Raw genomic sequence first — 26,522 nt, 5'->3', positions numbered from 1 at the left:
GCCTGAATCCGGCAGACTCAACACCGCGACAATCGCGGCCTGGAGGCCGCTCCTACCAGGGTGCCGCCATGCCCCGTAGGAGCGGCCTCCAGGCCGCGATCCCCGGCGGGCCCAGCCACGTCATCATCCGGGGTCCTGATGCAATATCCGGGCTCTAGCCCGCATATTGCACCAAGGGTTCGATGCTCAGGGCTAGGGCAGGCGTTCCACCTTCAGCCAGAGGCGGTTCTGCTGCTCCGTGCGGCTGCGGGTGCGGCCCAGCAGCCGGCCACTCTCTTCCTGACGGGCCTCGCCCATGCCGCCAATCTCCAGCCATTCGCCAAGCCGCCCACGTAGCCGGGTGTGGATCGCCTGGCCCTCGCGGATGCCGCCGCTGCCGAAGGCCTCGCGCTGCGGGCTGATGCTGACCAGCACCTGGTCGCCCCTGACCTCGGCCAGGGCATAGAAACCCGAGTAGCTGTCCTCGTATTCCACGCTGTCGGTGACCCAGGTGTGATCGTCGAGCTGGCGGCGGGTGGTGACCACTACCGGGATGGAGAGGCGGCTTGCGATGTATACCGGGCTGCCGGCCAGGCCGGTGACAGTGAAGTGGCTGTCGGCCGCCTCGCGACGTCGGGTGCCATAGAGGCGGGCGCGCAGGGCCGCCTCGGTGTCGCCGTTCTCCACCTGGATCCCGCCGCTGCCGCGCAGCTCATCCTCGCGCAGATCGGCGACGCTGCCGCGGCGCACCGTGAAGCGCAGGCGAACCGCGGCCCGGTCGAGTCTTTCCACCAGCCGTTTCAGTTCCTGCAGGCGGGTCTCATCGGCCTGCAGCACCAGGCGGTAACCCTGGCCGCTGACGGCCTCGCCCTCCTGCAACAGCGGTTCGAGGACAGGGATCAGCTCTTCGGCGGTGCGCTGCTTGAGTTCGATCAGTTCCATGCGCCCGGCGGCCGCCAGGGTGCCGGCCAGCAGCCAGAGGAGGCACAGGCCGAGGATCTGCAGTGAGCGGTGGGGTGTCGGCATGGCTAGAGGTGAAGCCGCCTCAGGTCCGGCTCGGGAGCGCTGCGCGCCCACAGGGTTTCGAACTCGCTGCGCAGGCGGCGGACTTCGGCCGGCGCATCGAAGTCCACCAGCCCCTCGGGGCGGGAGGCCAGGCGGCGGTGCAGCAGCCCGTGGTCGTCGGCCAGCAGGAAGGCATCGCTCCGCTCGCGATCGTCCTCATGGCAGCGCTGGATGGCGGCATAGCTGCTCAGCCGCCGGCAGAACTCGATCAGCCGGTGGCCCTCCCGGACCGCCCGGCTGAGGTCGACGGCCAGGATGCGAACCCGCGCCTGGCGGGAGCCGAGGACCAGCCGGGTCAGAACCTCGATGAATTCGCCGCAGTCGTAGAGCGCCGGTTCCAGGTCCTGGGTGAAGATGTCGATGCGTCGCCGTGCCTGACCGGCCAGGGCCAGCACCGCGGCGCGGTTGTCGTCGCGGCTGCCAAGGGCCAGCGGTCCACCACCGGCCTCGCCGAGTCGTGCCTCTTCCAGTCGCTGCAGGCTGAACGGTTGCATGGCGGGTCAGAGTTGCGGCGGATCCGCCGGATCGCTGCAGTAGCGGAACATCGGCTGCCGGGGGCGGCCCGCGACCTCGAGCGGATCGCCGCAGGGCAGGAAGCCGTGCAGGTGATAGAAGGGGGCGGCCTCGGCCCCGGCGCTGAGTCGGACCTGCTCCAGGCCATGCTCGATGGCCAACTCGATGAGTGACCGCAGCAGGGCGCTGCCGACCCCCTGGCCGCGCCAGCTCTCGATGACCGCCATCTGCCCGATGTGGCCATCGGCCTGCATGCGCGCCGCGGCGATGGGGTGGCCGTCCAGGTCATAGGCCAGCAGATGGACGCAGGCCGCGTCCGGTTCTTCGCCGTCGCCTTCGAATCCCTCGCCGAACACCTGGTGGCGGATGCGGCGGATGGCCGCCTCGTCCTGTGACCAGTCGGCGCGGGCGACCAGGAAGCCCTGCCGGTCAGCGATGGCCGATTCCCCTGTCATGGATGAAATATCGCCCCGATCGCGGATCTTGGCAAGTCGCAAGGGGAACCGGCGGCCGTGTTTTGCCGATGAAGCGGGGCCGAGAGACAAGCATGAACACACGGCTCGATGAGCGGCCGCGTGTTCCAGCAGATCCATGAAAAAGCCATGGCCACGAAATCCACGATATCTTCATGGGTCGACACGCTGTTGATCCGGCCTTGCGCGTAGCGCAGGCCGCAAAAACATTTTTCGTGGATTTCGTGGGTTTCGTGGCTATCCCCCGAAACGACCGTCAGATTTCCCGCGCCTGGTCCGCGGCGTTGCCGGTATAGCCGGCTGGCGTCAGCTCGGCGAGCCGCTGTTTCTCGGCGGGTGGGATGTCCAGGTCCTCGATGAACTCGCGCAGCGAGGCGGCGTCGATGCCCTTGCCGCGGGTCAGTTCCTTGAGTCTTTCATAGGGCTTGTCGATGCCGTAGCGGCGCATCACTGTCTGCACCGCCTCGGCCAGGACTTCCCAGGTGGCATCCAGGTCCTCGGCCAGGCGGGCCGGGTTGGCCTCCAGCTTGCCGATGCCGCGTAGCAGCGAGTCGAAGCCGATCACTGAATGGGCGATGCCGACGCCGAGGTTGCGCAGCACGGTCGAGTCGCTGAGATCCCGCTGCCAGCGGGACACCGGCAGCTTGGCGGCGAGGTGGGCGAACAGGGCGTTGGCGATGCCGAAATTGCCCTCGGCGTTCTCGAAGTCGATGGGGTTGACCTTGTGTGGCATGGTCGAGGAGCCGACCTCGCCGGCCACCGTCTTCTGCTTGAAGTAGCCAAGCGAGATGTAGCCCCAGATGTCGCGCGCAAAGTCGATCAGCACCACGTTGAAACGGGCGCAGGCATCGAACAGCTCGGCGATGTAGTCGTGCGGTTCGATCTGGGTGGTATAGGGGTTCCACTCCAGGCCGAGATCGGTGACGAAGCGCTCGGCAAAGCCCGGCCAGTCGATCTCGGGGTAGGCGACGAGATGGGCGTTGTAGTTGCCCACTGCACCGTTGATCTTGCCCAGCATGGGCACCTGCTGGATCAGTTCGCGCTGGCGGCGCAGGCGGTAGACCACATTGGCCATCTCCTTGCCCACCGTGGTGGGAGAGGCCGGCTGGCCGTGAGTGCGGGACAGCAGCGGTAGCCCGGCGGTGGCATGGGCGAGGTCGCTGATGCTGTGGATGAGGTCGTCGATCATCGGCAGCAGCACCTGGCCGCGTGCCTCGCGCAGCATCAGGGCATAGGCCAGGTTGTTGATGTCCTCCGAGGTGCAGGCGAAGTGGATGAACTCGCTGATCGCCTCCAGTTCCTTGTTGCCGGCGATCTTCTCCTTCAGGAAGTACTCCACCGCCTTGACGTCATGGTTGGTGGTTCGCTCGATGTTCTTGACCCGCTGGGCATCGGCCTCGCTGAAGTTGTCGACAATGCCGTTGAGCACCTTGTCGGCATGTTCGCTCAGCGGCGGCACCTCGGTGATCTCCGGCTGCGCGGCCAGGGCCTGGAGCCAGCGTACCTCGACCAGCACGCGGTGACGAATCAGTCCGTATTCGCTGAAGATCGGGCGCAGGCATTCGGTCTTGCGGCCATAGCGGCCATCGACGGGGGAAACAGCGGTGAGTGGGGTCAGGTCCATGATTGTCCAGAAGTCAGAAGTCAGAAGTCAGAAGAAGGATGGCCACGAAACCCACGGAAGGGGATCGGGGATCACGGCGCCGCACCTGCGCCGCAATAGGCATTTCCGTGTCTTGCGTGGATTCCGTGGCCATCGAAATATTCTTTCCGGTTGCTTACTGCGCGAGCTGACGGAGGACGTACTGCAGGATGCCACCGTGACGGTAGTACTCGACCTCCTGCGGGGTGTCGATGCGCACCCGCGCGCTGAAGGTCTTTTCCGGGCCATCCTCGGCCAGGGCGCGCACCCTGACCTCCTTCGCCGAGCCGTCACCCAGACCCTCGATGTGGAAGGTCTCGCGCCCGCTCAGGCCGAGGCTGGCGGCGCTGTCGCCATCCTGGAACTGCAGCGGCAGCACGCCCATGCACACCAGGTTGGTGCGGTGGATGCGTTCGTAGCTCTCGGCGATCACCGCGCGCACGCCGAGCAGGCGCGGGCCCTTGGCGGCCCAGTCGCGGGAGGAGCCGGAGCCGTATTCCTTGCCGGCGATGACGATCAGCGGCACCTGTTCCTCGCGGTATTTCATCGCCGCGTCATAGATGCTCATCGGTTCGCCGTCGGGGAGGTGCAGGGTGACGCCGCCCTCGGTGCCGGGCGCCAGCAGGTTGCGCAGGCGGATGTTGGCGAAGGTGCCGCGCATCATCACCTCGTGGTTGCCGCGCCGGGAGCCAAGCGAGTTGAAGTCCTTGGGATCGACGCCGTGTTCCAGCAGGTACCTGCCGGCCGGGCTGTCGGGCTTGATGGCGCCGGCCGGCGAGATGTGGTCGGTGGTCACCGAGTCGCCGAGCAGGGCCAGCACACGCGCGCCGCTGATGTCGCCCACCCCGTCCGGCTCGCGGCGCATGCCCTCGAAATAGGGGGGGTTCTTGATGTAGGTGGAGGCGTCGTCCCAGGCGAACAGCTGACCCTCGGGAGAGTCCAGCTTGATCCAGCGTTCGGCGCCCTGGTAGACGTCGTCATAGGCCTGGACGAATTCCTTGCGGTGGACGCTGCCCAGCACCGCTTCCTGGACCTCCTGCTGGCTCGGCCAGATGTCCTTCAGGTAGACCGGCTTGCCGTCGGCGCTGGTGGCCAGCGGCTCGTTGTAGAGGTCGATGTTCATGGTGCCGGCGATGGCGTAGGCGACCACCAGCGGCGGCGAGGCCAGGTAGTTCATGCGTACCTCGGCATGCACCCGGCCCTCGAAGTTGCGGTTGCCGGACAGTACCGCGCAGGCCGACAGGTTGCCCTCGGCGATGGCCTTCGACACCGCTTCCGGCAGCGGGCCGGAGTTGCCGATGCAGGTGGCGCAGCCGTAGCCCACCACGTTGAAGCCGAGCGATTCCAGGTCGCCCAGCAGGCCGGCCTCGCGCAGATACTCGGTGACCACCCGCGAGCCGGGGGCCAGTGAGGTCTTGACCCAGGGCTTGGTATTCAGGCCCAGTGCAGCGGCTTTCTTCGCCACCAGGCCGGCACCGAGCATCACCGAGGGATTGGAGGTGTTGGTACAGGAAGTGATGGAGGCGATGACCACGGCGCCGTCGTCGAGCTCGATGCGCTCGCCGCCGATCTCGGTGCTGGCCGGATGGCTGGCTATGTCGCGTTCTTCCTGGAGCGCCTTCAATGCTTGCTTGAACAGGGTCTTGGACTGCTTCAGGGGCACCCGGTCCTGCGGCCGTTTGGGGCCGGCGAGGCTGGGTTCGATGCCCGACATGTCCAGGCTCACCACGCTGCTGTACTCGGCCCGCGGCTGGCCCGGCTCGCGGAACAGGCCCTGGGTTCTGGCATAGGCCTCCACCAGCGCGACCTGCTCCTCGCTGCGGCCGGTCAGGCGCAGGTAGTTCAGGGTCTCCTCGTCGACCGGGAAGATGCCGCAGGTGGCGCCGTATTCGGGGGCCATGTTGGCCAGGGTGGCGCGGTCCGCCAGTGACAGGTGGTCCAGACCCTCACCGAAGAACTCCACGAACTTGCCGACCACGCCGTGCTTGCGCAGCAGCTCCACCACGGTCAGCACCAGGTCGGTGGCGGTGGCCCCTTCGGGCAGCTTGCCGTTCAGCTCGAAGCCCACCACCTGGGGGATGAGCATGGAGACCGGCTGGCCGAGCATCGCCGCCTCGGCCTCGATGCCGCCCACGCCCCAGCCGAGCACGCCGAGGCCGTTGACCATGGTGGTATGGGAGTCGGTGCCGACCAGGGTATCGGGATAGGCCTGCAGCACGCCGTCGTTTTCCTGGGCGAACACAGTGCGGGCCAGGTACTCGATATTGACCTGATGGACGATGCCGGTGTCGGGCGGCACGACCTTGAAATTGGAGAAGGCCTTCTGGCCCCACTTGAGGAAGCTGTAGCGTTCGCGGTTGCGCTCGTATTCGCGTGCCTCGTTGATCTGCTCTGCCTCCGGCGAGCCGAAGGCATCGATCTGCACCGAGTGATCGATGACCAGTTCCGCTGGCTGCAGGGGGTTGATCCGCTCGGGGTCACCGCCCAGGGCCTGCATGGCGTCGCGCATGGCGGCCAGGTCCACCACCGCCGGCACGCCGGTGAAGTCCTGCATCAGCACCCGGGCGGGGCGGAAGGCGATCTCGCGGCTGGGTTCGGCCTGCGGCTCCCAGTCGGCCAGGGCGCGGATGTCGTCGGCGCTGACCGTCTTGCCGTCCTCGAAGCGCAGCAGGTTCTCCAGCAGCACCTTCAGGGAATAGGGCAGACGGGAGACGCGGTGCTCGGCCTCCAGGGCGTCGAGGCGAAAGATTTCATAGTCACGGCCGGCGACCTTCAGGGTGTCGCGCGCGGAAAAGCTGTTGGACATGCTGACTCCTGGTAATGCGGCGGGGCAGGCGGCGTGCCCGCCCCAGACAGAATCCTGTTTGGGTGTCCGGTCCGGTCGGCCGGCCCGGCGCAATCCAGCCGGCGATTATGGAGGATTTGTTGCGGGCTTGATAGTCCGAGGCGGATCCGTCAGCGGCTTGGCATGAATAAATTTTAGTTAAATCAGTGGATAGAATAACCAATCTAACGTTTATTCCTCAATGGTGTCGAGCAACGACTGAGCGGCTTCCAGCAGCCGGCGGCGCTGCAGCAGCAGCTGCCAGCGGCGTCCGCCGAGCTGGTCCCAGAGCACGGCGGAGCGCATGCCGGCCAGCAGCAGGGTGCGGATCTCGGACTGGCGGTCGGGTTGGGAAAGCAGTGCCGGGTCGCCCTGGACCAGGATGCGCGGCTGCAGGGTGCTGACCGTCTCCTGGTAGAGGCTGCCCAGGGCGGCGATCACATTGGGGTGGCTGGGACCGAAATGGGCGGCCTGCTCGATGGCCCGCTGGATGCCTTCGCGCAGCCGGGTGAGCAGCGGCGGGCTGCGCATCAGCTTGCGTTCCAGATGCAGCAGGGCAATGGCGTAGCGGGTGGATTCCAGGTCCTTTTTCTGAGGGCGTCCGCCGAGGCGGTCGACGATGGCCTGCAGGCCGTGACGGACCCGCACCACGCCGCCGTAGATCTCGGCAGTGCTGCCGGCGTCGATCGTCAGCAGGCTGTGGATGGCCGTCTCGATGTCGTCGGCATCGGCCCGACCGAGGCGGGCCAGCGACTGCACCAGCGTGACGGCCTGGAGCAGGCCGGCGAGCGCCAGGCAGCGATCACTGTAGGTATGGGGCATGGCCCTGAATCAATACACGGCTGACGCGGGGAATGCAATCGGCAACGAACCCCATTCCGGCTTCCAGCTTCCAGCTTCTGGATTCTGGATTCCTAGCTCCCAGCTCCCATATCCATCGCTTCCTCTATAGTCCCCCCGCCCAGGCATTCCTCGCCGTCGTAGAAGACGATGGCCTGTCCGGGCGTGATCGCCCGCTGCGGCTGGTCGAAGACCACCTGCCAGCGGCTCTCGTCCAGCCGGCTGAGGATGCAGGGCCGGTCGTCCTGGCGGTAGCGGATCTTCGCAGTGCAGCGGCGGGGGTGTTGCGGCGGTTTCCCGGGGATCCAGTGCAGGTCGCCCAGGCGCAGGGCGCGGTGCAGCAGCAGGGGATGGTCGCGTCCCTGGACCACGATCAGGCGGTTGTGATCGAGATCCTTGGCCGCGACGTACCAGGGGTCGCCGCCGGCCTCGGCGAGGCCGCCGATACCCAGACCCTGGCGTTGACCGATGGTGTGGTACATCAGTCCCTGGTGGCGGCCGATCACCCGGCCCTCCGGCGTGCAGATGTCGCCGGGCTGGGCCGGCAGGTAACGTTGCAGGAAATCGCGGAAACGGCGTTCGCCAATGAAGCAGATGCCGGTGCTGTCCTTCTTGGCGAAGTTGGGGAAGCCCGCCTGCTCGGCGATGCGCCGGACCTCGGGTTTCTCCAGTGTGCCGAGCGGGAACAGGCTGCGTGCCAGCTGGCTCTGGTCGAGCAGGTAGAGGAAATAGCTCTGGTCCTTGTTCGGGTCGACACCCTTGAGCAGGTGCCAGCCCTGCCTGTCCTGGCGGATGCGGGCATAGTGACCGGTGGCGATGGCCTCCGCGCCGAGTGACAGGGCGTAGTCGAGAAAGGCGCGGAACTTGATCTCCTTGTTGCACATCACATCCGGATTGGGGGTGCGGCCGGCGCGGTATTCCGCCAGGAAGTGCTCGAACACCCGGTCCCAGTATTCGGCGGCGAAGTTGATCTTGTGCAGGCGGATCCCCAGCCGCCCGGCGACCGCCTCGGCGTCGGCCAGATCCTGGGCCACCGGGCAGTGACCCTCGCGGTCGTCCTCCTCCCAGTTCTTCATGAACAGGGCCTCGACCCGGTAGCCCTGGCGCTGCAGCAGCAGGGCGGCGACTGCCGAGTCGACGCCGCCGGACAGACCGACCATCACCCGCCGACCCCGGTTCATCCTTCCAGCATCCCCACCAACAGGGACAGCGGATAGCGGTGCCCCGCCAGATAGTCCTCCACCGCGCGCATCACCAGCGGGCTGCGCCACTGGTTCTGGCGCCGGCGAAGCTGGTCGGCATCGAGCCACAGCGTCCTCTGGATGTCCGTATCCAGGACATGACCCTCGAGCGGACCCTCCGCGTGTCCGGCAAAGGTGGCGCGCAGAAAGGTCTCGCCGTGGCTGCCGTGGCGCCAGAGATAGATGCCGACCAGGGTCTCGGGCGTGAAGCGGTGGGCGGTTTCCTCCAGGACCTCGCGTTGCACCGCCTGGCACAGATCCTCGCCCGCTTCCAGGTGGCCGGCCGGCTGGTTGAGGCGCAGCCGGCCCTCGATGCGTTCCTCCACCAGCAGGAAGCAGCCCTGGCGTTCGATGACGGCGGCAACGGTGACGTGGGGTTTCCAGACCATGATATCGATTCCGCAGGTGCCCGCCGAGTCGGTTCGGGCAGACGAATAGTGGCAGAAATCCGCTTTGCCGCACAGGGTGTGAGCAGGGCCTGGCGGATCCCTCATCCCTAGCCAATAAGTATATCAACAGAAGCTAATAAAAATGGTTATTCAGCGCCTTAGACAGGGCGTTTCACCAGAAGTCGAAATTCTGTCATTTATTTCTTGACTTTCCCCTGAGCCAGGGTAATAACTATCTGCCATGGCAGGGCAGGGAAATCGCCACATGGCGGTGTTGCCAGGCCGAATGCCACAGGGAAGGACGACCGGGGCTGGTTCAAAATCCCGGCGTCATGCTCACAAAAAAATTTTGGAGGAGTCCGTACATGCTTTCCGTATCCAAGAAGATCTGTCTTGCTGGCGCCCTCTTCACCGCCACCGCCGGTGCCAGCTTCGCCGCCGATATCCTCAAGCCCTTCAATCTGGCCTATACCACCACGGGTGACATGGCTGCCGTGGCCGACGAGGTCAAGCAGAAGGTCCTCGCCGCAGGCTTCGAGATCGCCGGCAGCTACACCCCCTATGACGGCGCCATGGTCCTGGCCATCACCAACGATGAGCTGAAGAAGGCCGCTGCCAGCAGCGAGGACGGTGGCTATGTCGCCGGTCAGCGCGTCACCATTACCAAGGTGGGTAACGAGATCCAGGTCTCCTACACCAACCCGGTTTACTACGGCAACGCCTATCGCATCAGCGATACCGCCAATCTGGAAAAGGCCGAGTCCAAGCTGGAACAGGCGCTGGGCAAGAAGGAATCCTACGGCACTGGCGAGAAGCAGCTCAGCGCCCAGGATCTGCGCAAGTACCACTACATGTTCGGCATGGAGTACTTCGACGACCCCAGCGAGCTGGCCGAGTATGACAGCTATGATGAGGCCATCGCCGCTGTGGAAGAAGGTCTGGCCCAGGGCAAGGGCGGGGCGCACAAGGTGTACCGCATCGACATCCCCGGCAAGGAAGAGACGGTGTTCGGTGTGGCCCTCAGTGACGGCTGCTCCGGCGACCAGTACATCATGAGCCGCGTCGACCGCGACAAGATCCGCTCCACCGGCCATCTGCCCTACGAGATTCTGGTCTCCGGCGGTGATGTCTATGCGCTCTATGCCCGCTTCCGTATCGCCGTGAGCTGGCCGCATCTGCCGATGATCCAGAGCGACACCGGTGCCACCTTCTTCAATATCATGTGCGCCCCGAACGCCATTGAGGAAGCACTGGTCCAGGCGGCCGGTGGCGAGATCTGATCCTGAAACCGAGGATCCGAGCAGTACCCGGAAGTCCCCGCATCTGCGGGGACTTCTTCAGTTGGGGCGCCGGTCCAGGCCAGCGTTTCCCGCAAGCCAATCGAAACCCCTGAGGGCAAAGGAAGTACTATGATCGCAATGTTCAGAAAGTTTTTCATGGCCGGCCTGATCTTCATCGCCGGCAGTTCCCTGGCCATGGCCGAGGTGTATCTCAAGCCCTTCACCCTGGGCTACACCACCAGCGGTGAGCTGGAGGCGGTGGTCGAGGAGGTGAAGGGCAAGCTCCAGGCGGCCGGTTTCGAGATTGCCGGCGACTACACCCCCTATGCGGGTGCCGCGGTCATTGCGGTCAGCAACGATTCCCTGAAGAAGGCCGCCGCGAGTTCCGAGTTCGGTGGCTATGGCGCCGCCATGCGGGTCGCTGTCACCAAGATCGGCGACGAGATCGAGGTTTCCTACACCAATCCCGTCTACTGGGCCAATGCCTACCGCCTGAACGATCTGTCCGACGCGGAGCAGGTCAAGGCCGCCCTGCAGCAGGCCCTCGGCCGGCAGCAGGACTTCGGAACCGGCGACAAGCAGCTGACCGCCGAGGACCTGCGTGAATATCACTACATGTTCGGCATGGAGTACTTCGACGACCCCAGCGAGCTGGCCGAGTACGACAGCTATGAGGAGGCCGTGGCAGCCGTGGAGCAGGGCCTGGCCGAAGGGCGCGGCGGCGTGCGCAAGGTGTACCGCATCGACATCCCGGGCAAGCAGGAGACGGTGTTCGGCGTGGCGCTGACGGCCGACAACTGTTCGGGCGACGAGTACATCATGAGTCGCATCGACAAGGACCGGCCGCGTTCCACGGCGCATCTGCCTTATGAGATGCTGGTCTCCGGTGATGAGGTCTATGCCCTCTATGCCCGTTTCCGCATCGCCATCAGCTGGCCGCACCTGCCGATGCTGCAGAGCGAGACCGGGGCCACCTTCTTCAACATCATGTGCGCGCCGAATGCCATCGAGGAAGCGCTGATCGAGGCGGCCGGCGGCGAAGACTGAGTTTTCCGCCAGCACGTTTCCTTCAAACGGACCCCCTGCCTCGGCAGGGGGGTTTTTGTTGTTGGCCACGAAACCCACGAAATCCACCAAAGAATGAACGGCCACGGGCGCGGCCAGCCGCGGCAAATGCGGCCGGCATGGCCACCGGGGATCCCGCCCAATCGCGGCCTGGAGGCCGCTCCTACGGGGCATGGCGACGTAATTTGGTGTAGGAGCGGCCTCCAGGCCGCGATCACGACAGGCTGCTAGCAGCCTGTCGGACTTAGGCGATCGTAGCGAGCAGGGAGGGAGAACGAGAACGAATCTTCACGATTTCGAGGCGCATAGTGGGCACTACGCAACGAGAAATCGGGGAGATTCGGGCCGCTCTCCCACCCGCGCAGTAGATCAGTCCTGAGTCCGACAGGCTGCTAGCCCGCATATTGCACCAAGGATGGTGGTTTCCGTGTCTTCCCGGTCATGGGATTCGGTCATCATCCCGGTTCGCGCCGTCCCCGGCGAGGTGCTAGAATCGCCCGCTGTTTCAAGCCAGAGAAAGGTGTCCGATCCATGGCCTATCAACACATCTCCATTCCCGCCGACGGCGAGCGCATTACGGTCAACGACGACAATTCACTCAAGGTGCCGGATCGGCCCATCGTGGCCTACATCGAGGGCGACGGCATCGGCGTCGACATCACCCCGGTGATGCTCAAGGTGATCGATGCCGCGGTGGAGAAGGCCTATGGTGGCCAACGGCGGATCGCCTGGATGGAGATCTTCGCCGGGGAGAAGGCCAACCGGGTCTATGGCGAGAACACCTGGCTGCCGGAGGAGACGGTGGAGGCGATCCGTGACTACGCGGTGGCCATCAAGGGGCCGCTGACCACGCCGGTCGGCGGAGGCATCCGCTCCCTCAACGTGGCGCTGCGCCAGCAGCTCGACCTCTACGTCTGCCTGCGCCCGGTGCGTTATTACGACGGCACGCCGAGTCCGCTGCGCGAGCCGGAGAAGACCGACATGGTGATCTTCCGCGAGAACTCGGAGGACATCTATGCCGGCATCGAGTGGCCGGCCGGCAGCGCCGAGGCGCAGCGCGTCATCCGCTTCCTGCAGGAGGAGATGGGCGTCGAGAAGATCCGTTTTCCGGAGACCTCGGGGATTGGTGTCAAGCCGGTTTCGCAGGAAGGTACCGAGCGGCTGGTGCGCAAGGCCCTGCAGTATGCCATCGACCAGGATCGCGACTCGGTGACCCTGGTGCACAAGGGCAACATCATGAAGTTCACCGAGGGGGCCTTCAAGAACTGGGGCTACGATCTGGCGCGGCGCGAGTTCGGCGCGACCGAAAAGGACGGTGGACCCTGGCTCAGTTTCGGCAACCCCAAGACGGGCCGGGAGATCGTGGTCAAGGACGTCATCGCCGATGCCTTCCTGCAGAAGATCCTGCTCGATCCCGAGGATTGCGACGTGATCGCCACCCTCAACCTGAACGGCGACTACATCTCCGATGCGGCGGCGGCCCAGGTCGGCGGCATCGGCATCTCCCCGGGCGCCAATCTGTCCGATAAGGTCGGCCTGTTCGAGGCCACCCACGGCACGGCCCCTGACGTCGCCGGCAAGGACCTGGCCAATCCCAGCTCGCTGATTCTTTCGGCCGAGATGCTGCTGCGCCACATCGACTGGCAGGAGGCAGCCGACCGGGTGGTCAAGGGCGTGGCGGGGGCCATCGCTTCCAAGCAGGTGACCTTCGATCTGGCGCGGGCGCTGGACGGCGCCACCGAGCTGAGCTGTTCGGCCTACGGCGACGCCGTGATCGCCAACATGTAGCGAAGCCGCGTCGACAGTTGCGGTGAGAGGGGCCCCTGGCGCAGGCCGCGCCAGGGGCCTCGTTGGTTCAGGCGGGTGGGCCGTCTTCCGTACGGATGCTGCTGGCTTGCAGCCCCTTGGGACCCTGGTTGACCTCGTAGCTGACCTTCTGACCTTCCTTCAGGGTCCGGTAGCCCTCTGCCTCGATGGCCGAGAAATGGGCGAAGACGTCTTCACCACCGCCCTCCGGCTCGATGAAGCCATAACCCTTTGCATTGCTGAACCACTTGACTGTACCGATCGGCATCTTCGGATAACCTCCATTATACGAACGGATCTTGGAGTCCGCTTTCCCTTCCTGCATACCGCCCTTCCCGCCGCGTTTTGTATATGACCGGCGTGGCCGTCTCGGGCAGTGACTGCGCGGCACCCCCTCGCGGTTGCCGCTCCTGGCAAACTGTTATCCAGCAGAGGAAATTAGTCAAGTATTTATTAACCCGGCAAGGGTTTACATTGCATTCAGCCACAGCCAGCGTTCCCACAGCAAGGCGGACAGGCGCCGCCGCAGTCATTCTGCGGCCAGTCTGGCCAACGCAGCTGTGGGAGCGCTGGCTGTGGCCCAACCTTGTTTACTCTTCAAGAGCTTGGGCGCTTTGGAGTCGCGCCGGCTCGGTGTTGCGGCGCTTGCCAAGGGAATGGCCCTTGCCTGCGCACCGCGCCTTGATCCGACACGAATCCAAGGCGCTGAATATAATGTAAACCCTTGCCGGGTTAATATTGCCTTTACCCGCGATCGGCTGTGGAAATGGGCGGTCCCGCAGCCCGCTGCGGCGGCACAAGCCCCCTGGAATCGGTTAGAATCGTGACATGGGGCAGGAACGTATCGAACATCACCGCGATGATGGTCTCGCCGTCGAGGAGGCCAAACCCAGACTCAAGCCGCCGCCGCTGTACAAGGTGGTCCTGCTCAACGACGACTACACGCCGATGGAATTCGTGGTAGAAATACTGGAACGGTTCTTCCGCATGAACCGCGAGCAGGCGACCCAGGTCATGCTCCATGTGCACACCCGCGGCAAGGGGGTGTGCGGTGTCTATACGCGCGAGATAGCCGAGACCAAGGTGGCCCAGGTCAACGACTATTCCCGCGAACATCAGCACCCGCTGTTATGCACCATGGAGGAAGCCTGACAGCAGCAAAGAGGTAACCGGTCATGTTGAGCAAGGATCTTGAATTCACCCTCAATCTCGCCTTCAAGGAGGCGCGCGACAAGCGTCACGAATTCATGACCGTCGAGCACCTGCTGCTGGCGCTGCTCGACAACCCTGCCGCGGCCGAGGTGCTGCGTGCCTGCGGCGCCGATCTCCAGGTGCTGAAGCAGGAGTTGCAGAACTTCCTCGACGAGACCACCCCCCTGCTGCCCCTGGACGACAGCCGCGACACCCAGCCGACGCTCGGTTTCCAGCGTGTCCTGCAGCGTGCCGTATTCCATGTGCAGTCCTCCGGCAAGAAGGAGGTGACCGGTGCCAACGTGCTGGTGGCGATCTTCAGCGAGCAGGAATCCCAGGCCGTCTATTTTCTCAACAAGCAGTCGGTGACCCGCCTCGACGTGGTCAACTACATCTCCCACGGCATCTCCAAGATCTCTGAGGAACAGCCTGACGAGATGCCCTCCGCCACGGAGGAGGGCGAGTCCGGCGACAGCGGCGGCAAGGCCAGCCCGCTGGAACAGTTCGCCACCAATCTCAACGAGCAGGCCCGGCAGGGCAAGATCGACCCGCTGATCGGCCGCCGCGAGGAGATCGAACGCACCGTGCAGATCCTCTGCCGGCGGCGCAAGAACAACCCGCTGTTCGTCGGCGAGGCCGGGGTCGGCAAGACTGCCCTGGCCGAGGGCCTGGCACGGATGATCGTCGATGGCGAGGTACCGGAGGTGCTGGCCGACGGAGTCATCTATTCCCTGGATCTCGGCGCCCTGGTGGCCGGCACCAAGTACCGTGGCGACTTCGAGAAGCGGCTCAAGGCGGTGCTCGCCCAGTTGAAGAAGGAGCCGGGGGCGATCCTGTTCATCGACGAGATCCACACCATCATCGGCGCCGGTGCCGCCTCGGGCGGGGTGATGGACGCCTCCAACCTGATCAAGCCGATGCTCGCCTCCGGGGAACTCAAGTGCATCGGTTCCACCACCTACCAGGAGTACCGTGGCATCTTCGAGAAGGACCGTGCCCTGGCGCGGCGTTTCCAGAAGATCGACGTGCGCGAGCCGACGGTGGAGGAGACGGTGCAGATCCTCAAGGGCCTGAAGTCGGCATTCGAGGAACACCACGACGTCAGGTATTCCAGCAAGGCGCTGCGCCTTGCCGCCGAGCTGTCGGAGCGCTACATCAACGACCGCCATCTGCCGGACAAGGCGATCGACGTCATCGACGAGGCCGGTGCCAGTCAGCGCCTGCTGCCGCCTTCACGCCGCCGCAGGACCATCGGCGCCGGTGATATCGAGCGTATCGTCTCCAAGATCGCCCGCATTCCGCCGAAGAGTGTGTCCAGCAACGACAAGGACAAGCTGCGCCAGCTGGACCGCGACCTGAAGATGGTCATCTATGGCCAGGACGAGGCCATCGATTCACTGGTGGCGGCGATCAAGATGTCGCGTTCCGGGCTGGGCAACGCGCAGAAGCCGATCGGATCCTTCCTGTTTGCCGGACCGACCGGTGTCGGCAAGACCGAGGTCACCCGCCAGCTGGCGCTGCAGCTCGGCATCGAACTGATCCGCTTCGACATGTCCGAATACATGGAGCGGCACACGGTGTCGCGGCTGATCGGTGCGCCGCCCGGCTATGTCGGCTTCGACCAGGGCGGGCTGCTGACCGACGAGGTGCTCAAGCATCCGCATGCCGTGGTGCTGCTGGACGAGATCGAGAAGGCCCATCCCGAGGTCTTCAACCTGCTGCTGCAGGTGATGGACCACGGTACCCTGACCGACAACAACGGTCGCAAGGCCGACTTCCGCAACGTGATCCTGATCATGACCACCAACGCCGGCGCCTCGGAGATGGACCGGCCCTCGATCGGCTTCACCCCGCAGGATCATGCCCCGGACGGCATGGAGGCGATCCGTCGCCTGTTCACGCCGGAGTTCCGCAACCGGCTGGATGCGGTGATCCAGTTCCGCCAGCTGGACCCGACCGTGGTGGCCCAGGTGGTGAACAAGTTCATCTTCGAGCTGGAGGCCCAGCTACACGAGAAGGGGGTCTCGCTGGAGGTCGACGACGAGGCGCGGCTGTGGCTGGCGGAGAAGGGCTACGACCCGAAGATGGGCGCCCGGCCGATGGCCCGGGTGGTGCAGGAGCACATCAAGAAACAACTGGCCGAGGAGTTGCTGTTCGGGCGTCTGGCCAATGGCGGCCACGTGCGGGTGCGGCTGGGTGAGGATGCCTTGCTGATCGAGATCCCGGAGACGGCGGAGAAGGCCTGAGGCGGACGTTGCCGCAGGCGATGTTCAGCGGGAACGGTAGACGATGCGGCCCTTGCTCAGATCGTAAGGGGTCAGCTGCACGGTGACCTTGTCCCCGGTGAGGATGCGGATGTAGTGCTTGCGCATCTTGCCGGAGATGTGGGCGGTCACCACGTGACCGTTCTCAAGCTGGACGCGGAAAGTCGTGTTGGGCAGGGTCTCGATGACCGTGCCTTCCATCTCGATGTGGTCTTCTTTCGCCATGGGTTGCATCAGCACCTGTGATCTCGGGAGCGCGCATTATACCGGCTCCGCCGACGAACAGGAATCATTATCCCGCATATTGCGCCAAGCCGGCGCTTTTCAAGGCGCGCCGGTCCAGCCCCCGTCCGCCTGCAGCGCCTCCCAGCGGCCGTCGCGCAGCCCCTGCAGGGGGCGGAAGCCTGCCTTGTAGGCCATCTTCGGCGAGGCCGCGATCCAGTAGCCGAGATACAGCCAGTCGAGGCCGCGCTGCCGGGCCGCCCCGATCTGGGCGAGGATCGCCAGCGTGCCGAGGCCGCGGGGACTCTCGTCCGGGTCATAGAAGGTATAGACCGCCGACAGGGCGTCCTCGACCTGGTCGCTGACCGCCACCGCCAGCAGCCGTCCGCGGTCCCGGAATTCGATGAACAGGGTCTCGCTCCAGTTGCCGAGCAGGAAATTCCGGAAGTCCGCCGCTGCCGGGTTCTCCATCCCGCCCCCCGGGTGGCGCTGGTCGAGGTAGCGCCGGTAGAGGGCGAAGTATTCCTCGCTGAAGCGCCCCGGCAGTATCCGCTGTTCGAGATCGGCGTTGCGGCGCAGGCAGCGCCGGTGCCGGCGCGCCGGCCGGAAATCGCTCACCGCCAGGCGCACGGGGACGCAGGCCTGGCAGGCGGGGCAGGCCGGTCGGTAGACATGGCTGCCGCTGCGCCGGAAGCCATGCGCCAGCAGCCGGCCATACACCCGGTTGTCGATCCGTGCCGGATCCGCCCATTGGTTGCTGGCCTCGTGGCCTGCCAGATAGCTGCAGGGGTGGGGAGGGTCCTGCAGCAGTCTGATCACTGTCTGTTCCGGATTTTTCACGAGCCCGCATATTGCATCAAGGATTCATCCTGACATCGAACAGATACAAAGTGTAACCTGCCCAAACGGCCCTCTCATGGTCATCTCGGCCTTGTATAACAGCCTCAATGCCGATCATGCTGACCGCCTTGGTGCAATATCCGGGCTAGCAGCCTGTCGGACTCAGGGCTGATCTGCTGCGCGGCTGGGAGAGCGGCCCGAATCTCCCACCCTGCTCGCTACGATCGTCTGAATCCGGCAGACTCCTGGGGCCTGTTAACATCACGCCTATCGCGGCCTGGAGGCCGCTCCCACCATGGTGCCGCAATGCCCCGTAGGAGCGGCCTCCAGGCCGCGATCCCGGGTGGGTCTAGCCCGCATATTGCACGAAGGCGGCCTTGAATGCGTAATTATTCCCTTATTTATCAAGGCGGTAATTCCCTATGCGAGCGATTGTGCCCTGTTGCAGTTTGTGCCTGTTCGAGTTCAGAGCAAATCTGGCGCCGCATTTTGTCCGATCCCCCTTGAACCCTAGCTACGGCCATGCTTCGGCGGGCGATCGAACAGACTGCTTGGCCAGATTCGCCCTGAAACTCGAATTCTTCGTGCAATATCCTGGCTAAAGCATCCCGCTGGTCTGACGATAAAATCGCTAAATCCGATAAATCCGCTATTATCGATATAGCGGGTTTTCACAGAGGCGACCCCTGATGGCCCCTGACGACACCGACAAGCCGCCCACCGAGGACTACCTGAGCCCCCATCAGGTGGCCAGCCTGCTGCACGTCTCCCCGGTCACTGTCCGCCATTGGGCGGCGCAGGGCAAGCTGTCCTTCGTCACCACCCCTGGCGGACATCGCCGCTTTCCCCGCGCGGAGGTCGAGCGGCTGCGCCGGGCGCAGGAGGGTGTCGGCGGCGGGACTCGGGTGCTGGTGGTGGACGACGACCGCCAGCTGGTGGGTTTCCTGCTGGAGTGGCTGGCCAGCCTGCCGGAGCCGCTGCTCACCGAGTCGGCCTTCGACGGTTTCGAAGCGGGTCGCAAGCTGATCGAATTCAGGCCCCAGATCGTGTTGCTGGATCTCATGATGCCCGGCATGGATGGCTTCAGTGTGTGCCGCCAGATCAAGGAAGGGAATGGCGGCGAGGCTGTCCGCGTCATCACCATGACCGGCTATCACACGCCGGAGAACGTGCGCTGGGCACGGGCGTCGGGTGCCGATGCCTGCCTGTCCAAGCCGCTCGACAGGGATCTGCTGTTGAAGGAAATGGGGTTGGCCGGGCCTGGATAAGAGGGCGACCGAGCGGCATCGGCCCCGCCATGATCGAAATCCTGTTAGTGCTGTTTAGAGGTTTTTTGATGAAAAAGAATTTTCCGGTAACGGGTGTTGAAAGAAGCTATTCAGCAGACATCCACATCGTATCGACGACGAATCTCAAGGGAATCATTGACTATGCTAATGAAGACTTCGTCGAGGTTTGCGGTTTCTCCCGGGAAGAGCTGATCGGCAGGAATCACAATGTGGTGCGCCATCCGGATATGCCGCCGGCGGCCTTTGCCAACCTCTGGGATGATCTCAAGGCAGGCAAGTCCTGGATGGGGATCGTCAAGAATCGGGCCAAGAACGGGGACCATTACTGGGTCGATGCCTATGTCACGCCGATCTTCGAAGACGGCAGGGTGACGGGCTACCAGTCCGTGCGTGTCAAGCCGGAGCCGGATCTGGTGGAACGCGCCGAACATTTGTATCGTGCCCTGAACGGTGGCCAGAGCGGGTGGCGGCGCTGGGCCGGGAAGTTGCCAGGCGGGATGCGTTGGAAGCTGTTCCTGGCCCAAGTGGGGGTACTGATGCCGGTGCTGGCAGCCAGCAGCCTGGCGGGAGGCGGGGGGACGGCCCTGGCGCTGGCGGCCGGCGTCGGCTTGGCGGCCAGCCTGTTGGCTGCCGACTGGCTGTCCCGCCCCTGGCGTCGGGCGGCGCAGAAGGCCAGGGAGCTGTTCCACAATCCGGTGGCCCGCCAGGTCTACACCGGGCGACGTGACGAGCTGGGGGATCTCCAGCTGGCCATCCATGCCCTGCAGGCCCAGATGCGCACCGTGGTGTGGCGGATCGGCGATGCCGCCGGGCAGCTGGAGGGGATAACCGGGGAGGTTGCCGCAGTCGCCGAGCAGACCGATGCATCGGTACAGCAGCAGCAGTCCGAGATCGACCAGCTTGCCTCGGCCATGCACGAGATGGCCGCAACGGTACAGGAGGTGGCCGGCAATGCGGTCAATACCGCCGCAGCGACCGAGCAGGCCGACCGTGACACGGGCGCCTGCCAGGCTGCCATCGAGCGCAGTGCCGCTGGCATGGGACGCCTGGCCGGGGAGGTGGAGGCGGCGGTGGCGGTGATCCGCCGGCTGGTCGCCGATACCGAGAAGATCGGCTCGGTGGTCGATGTCATCCAGGGCATCGCCGAACAGACCAACCTGCTGGCCCTGAATGCGGCCATCGAGGCAGCGAGGGCGGGTGAACAGGGCCGCGGCTTTGCCGTGGTGGCGGATGAAGTGCGGACGCTTGCCGGACGAACGCGCTGTTCAACCGAGGAGATCAAGGCGGTTATCGAACGCCTGGAGACGACAGTGACCGAGGCCGCCTCGGTCATGAGCGACAGCCGGGAGAGCGCCCAGGCCGGGCTTGAGGAAGTCGCTGCGGCGGGAGATCTGCTCGATTCGCTGCGGCGCGACATCAGTACCATCACTGACATGACCGCCCAGATCGCGGCTGCCGCCGAGGAACAGAGCGCCGTATCCGAGGAGATCAACCGCAATGTGGTGAACATCAGCCAGGTGGCGGAACAGAACGCCGGGCGGGCACGGGAGAGTGCGCGGAACAGCGCCGGCCTGGCAACGGAAACCAACCGGTTGAAATTGATGATCGAGCAGTTCGGGTGTTGAGGACAGAGGCGAGGTAAAAGCTGTGATCCAGGGAATCGGCAACGGAAAGCATGTGCAGCGGGTATTGATCGTCGACGACGAGGAAAGTCACCGTTCGCTGGAGAAGGAGATCCTCTCCGGGGCAGAGTATCTGGTTCGCGAGGCGAAGGATGCCTTCGAGGCACTGGACCGGCTCCGCGAAGAGGATTTCGACGTCGTCCTGCTGGACAAGCGCATGCCGGGCATGGATGGTGACGAGCTGTGCCGCAGGATTCGCAACGAGTTGGGAATGTCCCTGTTGCCGATCATCATGGTCACGGCCAGTAACGATCACGTCGAGCTGGCGCGCAGCCTGCGGGCCGGTGCCAACGATTTCATTCGCAAGCCCTACAATCCGCTGGAGCTGATGGCGCGGGTCAATGCCGCCATAACCCAGAAGCGGCTCACCGACCAGCTCGATAGCGCGGAGTCGTTGTTGTTCACCCTGGCCCGCATGGTCGAGGCCAAGGACACCCATACCGGCGACCATTGCTCCCGCCTGGCCCATGCCGCGGTGGTCTTCGGCGAGACCCTCGGGGTGGCCGATGAGGAGCTGCTGGCGCTGCGCCGTGGCGGGGTCCTGCACGATATCGGCAAGCTCGGTGTGCCCGATGCCATTCTGCTCAAGGCAGGGCCGCTGAGCGGCGAGGAATGGGAGGTGATGCGCCAGCACACCGTGATCGGTGCCCAGTTGTGCAGCAGCCTGAAGAGCATGCGCCTCACCGTGCCCATCATCCGCAGCCATCACGAACGCTGGGATGGCAGCGGCTACCCTGATGGCCTGAAGGGGGAGGAGATTCCGCTGCTGGCGCGCATCTTCCAACTGGTGGACATCTATGATGCCCTGGCGCACGAGCGTCCCTACAAGGAACGCTGGCCGCTGGCGCGCATCATCGCCGCCTTCGAGGAGGAAGTGAGCAAGGGCTGGCGCGAGCCGGAACTCACGGCCGTGTTCCTCGACATCCTGCGCAACCGGCCGGACGAGCTGCTGCCCCCTGAGGACGAGGCGGAGGGGCCGGGGGCGCGCATCTTCGAGGACGTTTTCATCGCCGGCCTGCCCGGCAGTCGGCAGGAAACGCGGTGAAGACGGTTCTTACTTTCCGCGTTCACTGGCAGCGGAGCCTGGTTCTGTTTCTGGGGCTGCTGTTGCCCGTCGTTGCCCTGGCCGGCCATCCGGGTACGGTGCCCGACATGCCGCAGATGCCGGCGGGAAACGAGCCGGTTCTGCCCCTGCCGCCGCCCCCTGTCGTCGACCCGCTCAAGCTGGAGCTGGGGCGACGCCTGTTCTACGACCCCATACTCTCCGCTGATGGCGCGGTGGCCTGCGTCTCCTGCCACGACCTGGCGGACAACGGTGCCCAGCGGGTGGCGCGTCCCGTGGTACGCCCGGGGCAGAGGCATTTGGTCAACGCGCCGACCGTGTTCAATGCCAGCCTGAATGCCTTCCAGTTCTGGGACGGGCGTGCCGGTTCACTGGAGGAACAGATCGACTCCGTGGTCCGCGGAGAACTGGAGTTCGCCACCAGCTGGCCCGAACTCGTTGCCCGGCTCAAGGCGCGCGAGGACTATGTCCAGGCATTCCAGCGGGTCTACGCCGACGGCATCACGCCGGCCAATGTCCGCGATGCCATCGCCAGTTTCGAGCGGACCCTGCTGACCCCCGGCTCACGCTTCGATCGTTATCTGCGGGGAGATGAGGCGGCGCTCAGTGCCGAGGAGAAGCAGGGCTACCAGCTGTTCAAGGACTATGGCTGCACCGCCTGTCATCAGGGGGTCAACCTGGGCGGCAACCTGTTCCAGCGGCTGGGCATCTTCGGGGATTTCTTCGCCGCCCGTGACGAGATCAGCAGCGCCGACCTGGGGCGCTTCACCCTGACCGGTCGAGAGCAGGATCGCCACGTGTTCCGGGTGCCCTCGCTGCGCAACGTGGCGGTTACCGCGCCCTATTTTCACGATGGCTCGGTCACTGATCTGAAACAGGCGGTGCGCCTCGTCGCCCGCTATCAGCTGGGGCGGATCATTCCCGAGCGCGATCTGTCACGCATCCTGGCCTTCCTCAAGACCCTGACCGGCAGCTATGAGGGACGTCCCCTCGACGGGAAACGGCGATGAGGCGGGCCCTGTTTCTTCCCCTGTCGCTGGGTGGTCTGCTGCTGCTGTTTCTCACCTTCGTCTATCTCAAGACCCAGAGCGTCGATCGCGAGCACTACAAGGCCATCGAGGCCGCGGTTGCCAGCCTCAAGCAACTCAATACCGATCTCGATCAGGAGATGCTGCAGGTCCGCTACGGGCTGGTCAACCACTATGACGGCATGAACGGGCGGCTCAAGGCGCTCACCGCCACGCTGGGAGAGCTCCATGGGCTGCTGCTTGACATCGGCAAGACGGAGCAGGGCATCGGCGTCAATCTGACTGCCCTGGAACAGACGATACGCAGCAAGCGGCAGGCGATCGGAGACTTCATGTCGCTGGAGGCGCTGTTCAAGAATTCGGCGCACTACTTCCCTGGCGCCGGCATGCGGCTCAAGCAGCTCGTCCGTGATCAGGCGCCGATGATCCGGCAACGCCTCGATGGCCTGCTGGAACACATGCTGATCTTCCTGCTAAGTGGCGACAGCGCTGAGCGTGACAGGGTGGCCGCCATCCTCGACGGCTTGCGTCGCGAACAGTCACGTCTGACGCCGACGCTGCAGGCGGAAGTATCCAACCTGTTCGCCCACGCCACCCTGCTGCTGGACAAGAAGTCGGCCCTGGACGAAACCGTTCGCCACCTCCTCAGTCTGCCCGTCGACAGGCGCATCGACGCGCTCTATGGCGCCTACAGCCAATATCACGACCGCCAGCAGCAGCAGGCGCGCATCTATCGGATGGTGCTCTATGTCGCCTCCCTGTTGCTGATCCTCTACCTCATGTGGCTGCTGTTCCGTCTCAACAGCACTACCCGGACCCTGCGTCGCACCCTGGATGCCATGAGTCAGGCTCAGGAGACACTGCGCCTTCAGGCCTCGGCGCTGGAGGCGGCAGCCAATGCCATCATCATCACCGACCGGCAGGGCGTCATCCAGTGGGTCAACCAGGCCTTCACCCGCCTGACCGGCTACGGCCGTGACGAGGCGGTCGGCAGGAATCCGCGTCTCCTCAACTCCGGGATACATGACCGGACGGTCTTCGAAGACCTGTGGCACACCATTCTCGGTGGCAAGGTCTGGTGTGGTGAAGTGGTCAACCGGCGCAAGGATGGGCGGTTGTACGTAGAGGAGGAGACCATCACCCCGGTGCGGGACGAGCGCGGTGACATCAGCCACTTCATCGCCATCAAGCACGACATCACTGAACGCCGTCATACCGAGCGTTCCCTGCGACGCCTCAACCGGGCGCTGCGGGTGCTGAGCGAGGCCAACCAGGTCCTGGTGAGGGCCAACAGCGAGGAGGAGCTGTTCGCCGAGATCTGCCGCATCATCGTCGAGGTCGGTGGTTACCGCATGGCCTGGGTCGGCATGGCGGAACAGAATGGCGCGAAGGAGGTCAGGCCGGTAGCCTGGCATGGCGTCGACCCGGCGTATCTCCGTTCGCTGGACATCCGCTGGGACGATTCCGAGCGTGGCCGCGGTCCGAGTGGCCGGGCGATTCGCAGCGGCCGTCGTCAGGTGGTCAGGGATACCGGCGAGGATCCGCTCTACGCCCCCTGGCGCGAGGCGGCCCGGCGCCAGGGCTACGCCTCCTCGATTGCCCTGCCGCTGGTCGATGGTGAGCGGGTGTGGGGCGTGCTGAACATCTATGCGGCCTCGGACAATGCCTTCGACGGGGAGGAACAGATACTGCTGCAGGAGCTGGCCGATGATCTGCAGTTCGGCATCAAGGCCCTGCAATCGCACCGGGAACGCGACCAGTTGCAGCGTCAGTTGCAGCAGGCGCAGAAGATGGAGGCCATCGGTCAGCTAACCGGCGGCATCGCCCATGACTTCAACAACATCCTGGCCTCGATCATGGGCTATACCGGTCTGGCCCTGGAACGCTTTGCGCCCGATGGCGAAGGCAAGCTCGCCGAATACCTGGCCGAGGTCTACCGCGCCGGGGAGCGGGCCCGGGACCTGATCGCCCAGATGCTGGCCTTCAGCCGCAGCGGGGCCAATGATGCCAGCCCCCTGAATCTGGCACCCATGGTCAAGGAGGCGGTGAAGCTTCTGGGCTCCACCCTGCCGTCCAGCATCGAGGTGCAGATCGAAATCGGCAGCGACGTACCGCAGGTGCGTATCGGTCCCGTGCAGATGCACCAGATCATCATGAATCTCTGCATCAACGCGCGTGATGCCATGCAGGGCAAGGGCCGGCTCGCCATCACCCTGCGGCGAACCCGGGAGTCGGATGCCGTCTGTGCTTCCTGCCATGCCGTGGTGGCCGGCGATTACGTGGAACTGCGGATCGGTGACACGGGCCCGGGGATCAAGCCCGAGGTCGTGGATTCCATGTTCGATCCTTTCTATACCACCAAGGACGTGGGCAAGGGGACCGGCATGGGCCTGTCCATGGTCCACGGCATCGTCCACGAACACGGCGGACACATCATCGTCGAGACCGCGCCCGGGGAGGGCGCCCTGTTCCGGGTATTGCTGCCGGCAGCCAAGGAGGCGGGCGACGGAGAAGGGGGGGAAGGCCAGCAGGAGCCGGCGCCGGATGCGGGCGGACGGATACTGATCGTCGACGACGAGGGATCGGTGGCCGGCTTCATGGCCGAGCTGCTGGAAAGCCATGGTTACCAGGCGGTGACCTGCGCCGACGGCCGGCAGGCCCTGGAGACCTTCAGCGCCGACCCCCGGGGCTTCGATCTGGTGATCACCGATCAGACCATGCCGGGGCTGACCGGTGCCGAGCTTGCGGGGAGAATCCTCGCGCTGCGGCCGGAGATCCCCATCATCCTCTGCACCGGCTACAGCGAATATCTGGACGAGGCCGAGGTGCAGAAGATCGGCATCCGCGCCTACCTGGCCAAGCCGGTGCCCGCTACCCTGCTGCTGGCCGAGGTCAATCGCTTGCTGGTCGAGGTTTCCTGAGGCAGGACGTCAGGCGACGTCGCTGCCCGGCAGTTCCAGGCGCCAGGGGCTGGCGGCGGGGGCAGGGGCCGGACAGAGCTGTTGCAGCAGGTGGATGAACTCGGCCCGCGGGATGGGGGCCGCACCCAGGCTGGCGAGATGGTCGGTATGCACCTGGCAGTCGATCAGGCCGAAGCCCCAGGCCTGCAGTTGCCGGACCAGCCGGACGAAGGCCACCTTGGAGGCATCCCGGACCCGGCTGAACATCGACTCGCCGTAGAATACCCGGCCGATGGCTACGCCGTAGAGACCGCCGACCAGCTCGCCGTCGAGCCAGGCCTCGGCGCTGTGGGCATGACCCAGGCGGAACAGCTGCAGATAGGCGTGGCGCATCGCCGGGCTGAGCCAGGTGCCTCGTTCATAGGCCCGGGGTTCGGCGCAGGCGTGGATCACCGCGGCGAAGTCCCGGTCCAGGGTCACCTCGAAGCCCTTGTTGCGCAGCGACTTGCGCAGGCTGCGTGAAACCCGCAGCCGTTCCGGGAACAGCACCATGCGCGGGTCCGGGCTCCACCAGAGGATCGGCTGGTCGGCCTCGTACCAGGGGAAGATGCCGCGCCGGTAGGCGTCGAGCAGGCGCGACGGCGACAGGTCGCCGCCCAGGGCCAGCAGGCCGTCCGGCTCGCGCAGGGCCGCCTCTACGGGGGGGAAGCCTGTCCCGGGGGCGGCGGGGTCGATCCAGTAGGGTGCGGTGCGGTTCGGGTGCATGGCGCGTCGGTCGACAGGGATCCGAAACCCCTATTGTCGGTCAGCGGGCGGCGGGCTGCAAAGCTGGGGAAAGAGGGCCGCCAATCGCGGCCTGGAGGCCGCTCCTACGGGGCATGGCGGCACCCTGGTAGGAGCGGCCTCCAGGCCGCGATCCCCGGCGG

General features: G+C 65.1%; 22 protein-coding genes. 10 read left to right on the top strand and 12 right to left on the bottom strand.

Annotated features, from left to right (window positions below):
* Nucleotides 1–192: 192 nt before the first annotated feature.
* The 8 genes from QVG61_RS07720 to QVG61_RS07685 all read right to left on the bottom strand — a co-directional run bounded on the left by QVG61_RS07720 (nucleotide 193) and on the right by QVG61_RS07685 (nucleotide 8,975).
* Nucleotides 193–1,005 carry a hypothetical protein gene (locus QVG61_RS07720; protein ID WP_289930055.1) on the bottom strand — a complete coding sequence of 271 codons (813 nt, stop codon included), beginning with the start codon at nucleotides 1,003–1,005 and terminating at the stop codon, nucleotides 193–195.
* Nucleotides 1,006–1,007: 2 nt separating this feature from the next.
* A complete protein-coding gene (locus QVG61_RS07715) occupies nucleotides 1,008–1,538 on the bottom strand; it encodes a hypothetical protein (RefSeq protein WP_289930054.1) in 531 nt (176 codons plus the stop codon).
* 6 nt (nucleotides 1,539–1,544) lie between these two features.
* Entirely contained in the window at nucleotides 1,545–2,012 is a 468-nt protein-coding gene (locus QVG61_RS07710; protein ID WP_289930053.1) for a GNAT family N-acetyltransferase, read from the bottom strand.
* Nucleotides 2,013–2,286: 274 nt separating this feature from the next.
* Nucleotides 2,287–3,654 (bottom strand): adenylosuccinate lyase, encoded by a 1,368-nt coding sequence (gene purB, locus QVG61_RS07705; RefSeq protein ID WP_289930052.1) that lies wholly within the window; start codon nucleotides 3,652–3,654, stop codon nucleotides 2,287–2,289.
* 154 nt (nucleotides 3,655–3,808) lie between these two features.
* Nucleotides 3,809–6,478, bottom strand: a complete 2,670-nt coding sequence (acnA, locus tag QVG61_RS07700) for an aconitate hydratase AcnA (RefSeq protein WP_289930051.1) — start codon at nucleotides 6,476–6,478, stop codon at nucleotides 3,809–3,811.
* Between the two features lie 210 nt (nucleotides 6,479–6,688).
* Nucleotides 6,689–7,318, bottom strand: coding sequence for a high frequency lysogenization protein HflD (gene hflD / locus QVG61_RS07695; protein WP_289930050.1), 630 nt, complete (start codon nucleotides 7,316–7,318; stop codon nucleotides 6,689–6,691).
* 92 nt (nucleotides 7,319–7,410) lie between these two features.
* Nucleotides 7,411–8,517, bottom strand: a complete 1,107-nt coding sequence (gene mnmA, locus QVG61_RS07690) for a tRNA 2-thiouridine(34) synthase MnmA (RefSeq protein WP_289930049.1) — start codon at nucleotides 8,515–8,517, stop codon at nucleotides 7,411–7,413.
* A complete protein-coding gene (locus QVG61_RS07685; protein WP_354671215.1) occupies nucleotides 8,514–8,975 on the bottom strand; it encodes an NUDIX hydrolase in 462 nt (153 codons plus the stop codon). The genes mnmA and QVG61_RS07685 overlap by 4 nt, the downstream gene beginning before the upstream one ends.
* 356 nt (nucleotides 8,976–9,331) lie before the next feature.
* Here QVG61_RS07685 and QVG61_RS07680 point away from each other — a divergent pair, with 356 nt between their 5' ends.
* The 3 genes from QVG61_RS07680 to icd all read left to right on the top strand — a co-directional run bounded on the left by QVG61_RS07680 (nucleotide 9,332) and on the right by icd (nucleotide 13,099).
* Nucleotides 9,332–10,246: a hypothetical protein gene (locus QVG61_RS07680; RefSeq protein ID WP_289930047.1), complete on the top strand. Its 915-nt coding sequence runs from the start codon at nucleotides 9,332–9,334 to the stop codon at nucleotides 10,244–10,246.
* 138 nt (nucleotides 10,247–10,384) lie between these two features.
* Nucleotides 10,385–11,293, top strand: a complete 909-nt coding sequence (locus QVG61_RS07675; protein WP_289930046.1) for a hypothetical protein — start codon at nucleotides 10,385–10,387, stop codon at nucleotides 11,291–11,293.
* Between the two features lie 549 nt (nucleotides 11,294–11,842).
* Complete coding sequence (gene icd, locus QVG61_RS07670; RefSeq protein WP_289930045.1) at nucleotides 11,843–13,099, top strand: NADP-dependent isocitrate dehydrogenase; 1,257 nt, start codon at nucleotides 11,843–11,845, stop codon at nucleotides 13,097–13,099.
* Nucleotides 13,100–13,166: 67 nt separating this feature from the next.
* Here icd and QVG61_RS07665 read toward each other — a convergent pair whose 3' ends face one another.
* On the bottom strand, nucleotides 13,167–13,385 hold the full coding sequence (locus QVG61_RS07665; RefSeq protein WP_289930044.1) for a cold-shock protein: 219 nt from the start codon (nucleotides 13,383–13,385) through the stop codon (nucleotides 13,167–13,169).
* Nucleotides 13,386–13,945: 560 nt separating this feature from the next.
* Between QVG61_RS07665 and clpS the strand changes: the two genes are divergently transcribed.
* Together clpS and clpA are read left to right on the top strand one after the other, a co-directional pair.
* Nucleotides 13,946–14,269: an ATP-dependent Clp protease adapter ClpS gene (gene clpS, locus QVG61_RS07660; RefSeq protein WP_289930042.1), complete on the top strand. Its 324-nt coding sequence runs from the start codon at nucleotides 13,946–13,948 to the stop codon at nucleotides 14,267–14,269.
* 23 nt (nucleotides 14,270–14,292) lie between these two features.
* Nucleotides 14,293–16,554, top strand: a complete 2,262-nt coding sequence (clpA, locus tag QVG61_RS07655; protein ID WP_289930041.1) for an ATP-dependent Clp protease ATP-binding subunit ClpA — start codon at nucleotides 14,293–14,295, stop codon at nucleotides 16,552–16,554.
* 24 nt (nucleotides 16,555–16,578) lie between these two features.
* Here the strand turns inward: clpA and infA are convergent, their stop codons facing one another.
* Entirely contained in the window at nucleotides 16,579–16,797 is a 219-nt protein-coding gene (gene infA, locus QVG61_RS07650; protein WP_289930040.1) for a translation initiation factor IF-1, read from the bottom strand.
* 99 nt (nucleotides 16,798–16,896) lie between these two features.
* Entirely contained in the window at nucleotides 16,897–17,613 is a 717-nt protein-coding gene (locus QVG61_RS07645; protein ID WP_289930039.1) for an arginyltransferase, read from the bottom strand.
* 710 nt (nucleotides 17,614–18,323) lie between these two features.
* Here QVG61_RS07645 and QVG61_RS07640 point away from each other — a divergent pair.
* The 5 genes from QVG61_RS07640 (at nucleotide 18,324) to QVG61_RS07620 (ending at nucleotide 25,617) form a co-directional block, all read left to right on the top strand.
* A complete protein-coding gene (locus QVG61_RS07640) occupies nucleotides 18,324–18,902 on the top strand; it encodes a response regulator (protein WP_289930038.1) in 579 nt (192 codons plus the stop codon).
* Nucleotides 18,903–18,970: 68 nt separating this feature from the next.
* Nucleotides 18,971–20,548 carry a PAS domain-containing methyl-accepting chemotaxis protein gene (locus QVG61_RS07635; RefSeq protein WP_289930037.1) on the top strand — a complete coding sequence of 526 codons (1,578 nt, stop codon included), beginning with the start codon at nucleotides 18,971–18,973 and terminating at the stop codon, nucleotides 20,546–20,548.
* Between the two features lie 52 nt (nucleotides 20,549–20,600).
* Nucleotides 20,601–21,650: an HD domain-containing phosphohydrolase gene (locus tag QVG61_RS07630; RefSeq protein ID WP_289930036.1), complete on the top strand. Its 1,050-nt coding sequence runs from the start codon at nucleotides 20,601–20,603 to the stop codon at nucleotides 21,648–21,650.
* Entirely contained in the window at nucleotides 21,647–22,678 is a 1,032-nt protein-coding gene (locus QVG61_RS07625; RefSeq protein WP_289930035.1) for a cytochrome c peroxidase, read from the top strand. Before QVG61_RS07630 ends, QVG61_RS07625 begins: the two co-directional genes overlap by 4 nt.
* Nucleotides 22,675–25,617, top strand: a complete 2,943-nt coding sequence (locus QVG61_RS07620; protein WP_289930034.1) for a DAHL domain-containing protein — start codon at nucleotides 22,675–22,677, stop codon at nucleotides 25,615–25,617. The genes QVG61_RS07625 and QVG61_RS07620 overlap by 4 nt, the downstream gene beginning before the upstream one ends.
* A 9-nt stretch (nucleotides 25,618–25,626) precedes the next feature.
* Here the strand turns inward: QVG61_RS07620 and aat are convergent, their stop codons facing one another.
* Nucleotides 25,627–26,361 (bottom strand): leucyl/phenylalanyl-tRNA--protein transferase, encoded by a 735-nt coding sequence (gene aat / locus QVG61_RS07615; RefSeq protein WP_289930033.1) that lies wholly within the window; start codon nucleotides 26,359–26,361, stop codon nucleotides 25,627–25,629.
* Between the last annotated feature and the right edge of the window lie 161 nt (nucleotides 26,362–26,522).

Origin of the sequence: Thiohalobacter sp. IOR34 (assembly GCF_030406045.1) — a bacterium.
GTDB lineage: Bacteria > Pseudomonadota > Gammaproteobacteria > Thiohalobacterales > Thiohalobacteraceae.
This window is presented reverse-complemented; position numbering and strand designations above follow the sequence as displayed.

What these genes read in the sequence shown, in the direction of transcription:
- QVG61_RS07720 (WP_289930055.1), bottom strand. Translation starts at nt 1,005, where the DNA reads ATGCCGACACCCCACCGCTCACTGCAGATCCTCGGCCTGTGCCTCCTC.
- QVG61_RS07715 (WP_289930054.1), bottom strand. Translation starts at nt 1,538, where the DNA reads ATGCAACCGTTCAGCCTGCAGCGACTGGAAGAGGCACGACTCGGCGAG.
- QVG61_RS07710 (WP_289930053.1), bottom strand. Translation starts at nt 2,012, where the DNA reads ATGACAGGGGAATCGGCCATCGCTGACCGGCAGGGCTTCCTGGTCGCC.
- purB (WP_289930052.1), bottom strand. Translation starts at nt 3,654, where the DNA reads ATGGACCTGACCCCACTCACCGCTGTTTCCCCCGTCGATGGCCGCTAT.
- acnA (WP_289930051.1), bottom strand. Translation starts at nt 6,478, where the DNA reads ATGTCCAACAGCTTTTCCGCGCGCGACACCCTGAAGGTCGCCGGCCGT.
- hflD (WP_289930050.1), bottom strand. Translation starts at nt 7,318, where the DNA reads ATGCCCCATACCTACAGTGATCGCTGCCTGGCGCTCGCCGGCCTGCTC.
- mnmA (WP_289930049.1), bottom strand. Translation starts at nt 8,517, where the DNA reads ATGAACCGGGGTCGGCGGGTGATGGTCGGTCTGTCCGGCGGCGTCGAC.
- QVG61_RS07680 (WP_289930047.1), top strand. Translation starts at nt 9,332, where the DNA reads ATGCTTTCCGTATCCAAGAAGATCTGTCTTGCTGGCGCCCTCTTCACC.
- QVG61_RS07675 (WP_289930046.1), top strand. Translation starts at nt 10,385, where the DNA reads ATGTTCAGAAAGTTTTTCATGGCCGGCCTGATCTTCATCGCCGGCAGT.
- icd (WP_289930045.1), top strand. Translation starts at nt 11,843, where the DNA reads ATGGCCTATCAACACATCTCCATTCCCGCCGACGGCGAGCGCATTACG.
- QVG61_RS07665 (WP_289930044.1), bottom strand. Translation starts at nt 13,385, where the DNA reads ATGCCGATCGGTACAGTCAAGTGGTTCAGCAATGCAAAGGGTTATGGC.
- clpS (WP_289930042.1), top strand. Translation starts at nt 13,946, where the DNA reads ATGGGGCAGGAACGTATCGAACATCACCGCGATGATGGTCTCGCCGTC.
- clpA (WP_289930041.1), top strand. Translation starts at nt 14,293, where the DNA reads ATGTTGAGCAAGGATCTTGAATTCACCCTCAATCTCGCCTTCAAGGAG.
- infA (WP_289930040.1), bottom strand. Translation starts at nt 16,797, where the DNA reads ATGGCGAAAGAAGACCACATCGAGATGGAAGGCACGGTCATCGAGACC.
- QVG61_RS07640 (WP_289930038.1), top strand. Translation starts at nt 18,324, where the DNA reads ATGGCCCCTGACGACACCGACAAGCCGCCCACCGAGGACTACCTGAGC.
- QVG61_RS07635 (WP_289930037.1), top strand. Translation starts at nt 18,971, where the DNA reads ATGAAAAAGAATTTTCCGGTAACGGGTGTTGAAAGAAGCTATTCAGCA.
- QVG61_RS07620 (WP_289930034.1), top strand. Translation starts at nt 22,675, where the DNA reads ATGAGGCGGGCCCTGTTTCTTCCCCTGTCGCTGGGTGGTCTGCTGCTG.
- aat (WP_289930033.1), bottom strand. Translation starts at nt 26,361, where the DNA reads ATGCACCCGAACCGCACCGCACCCTACTGGATCGACCCCGCCGCCCCC.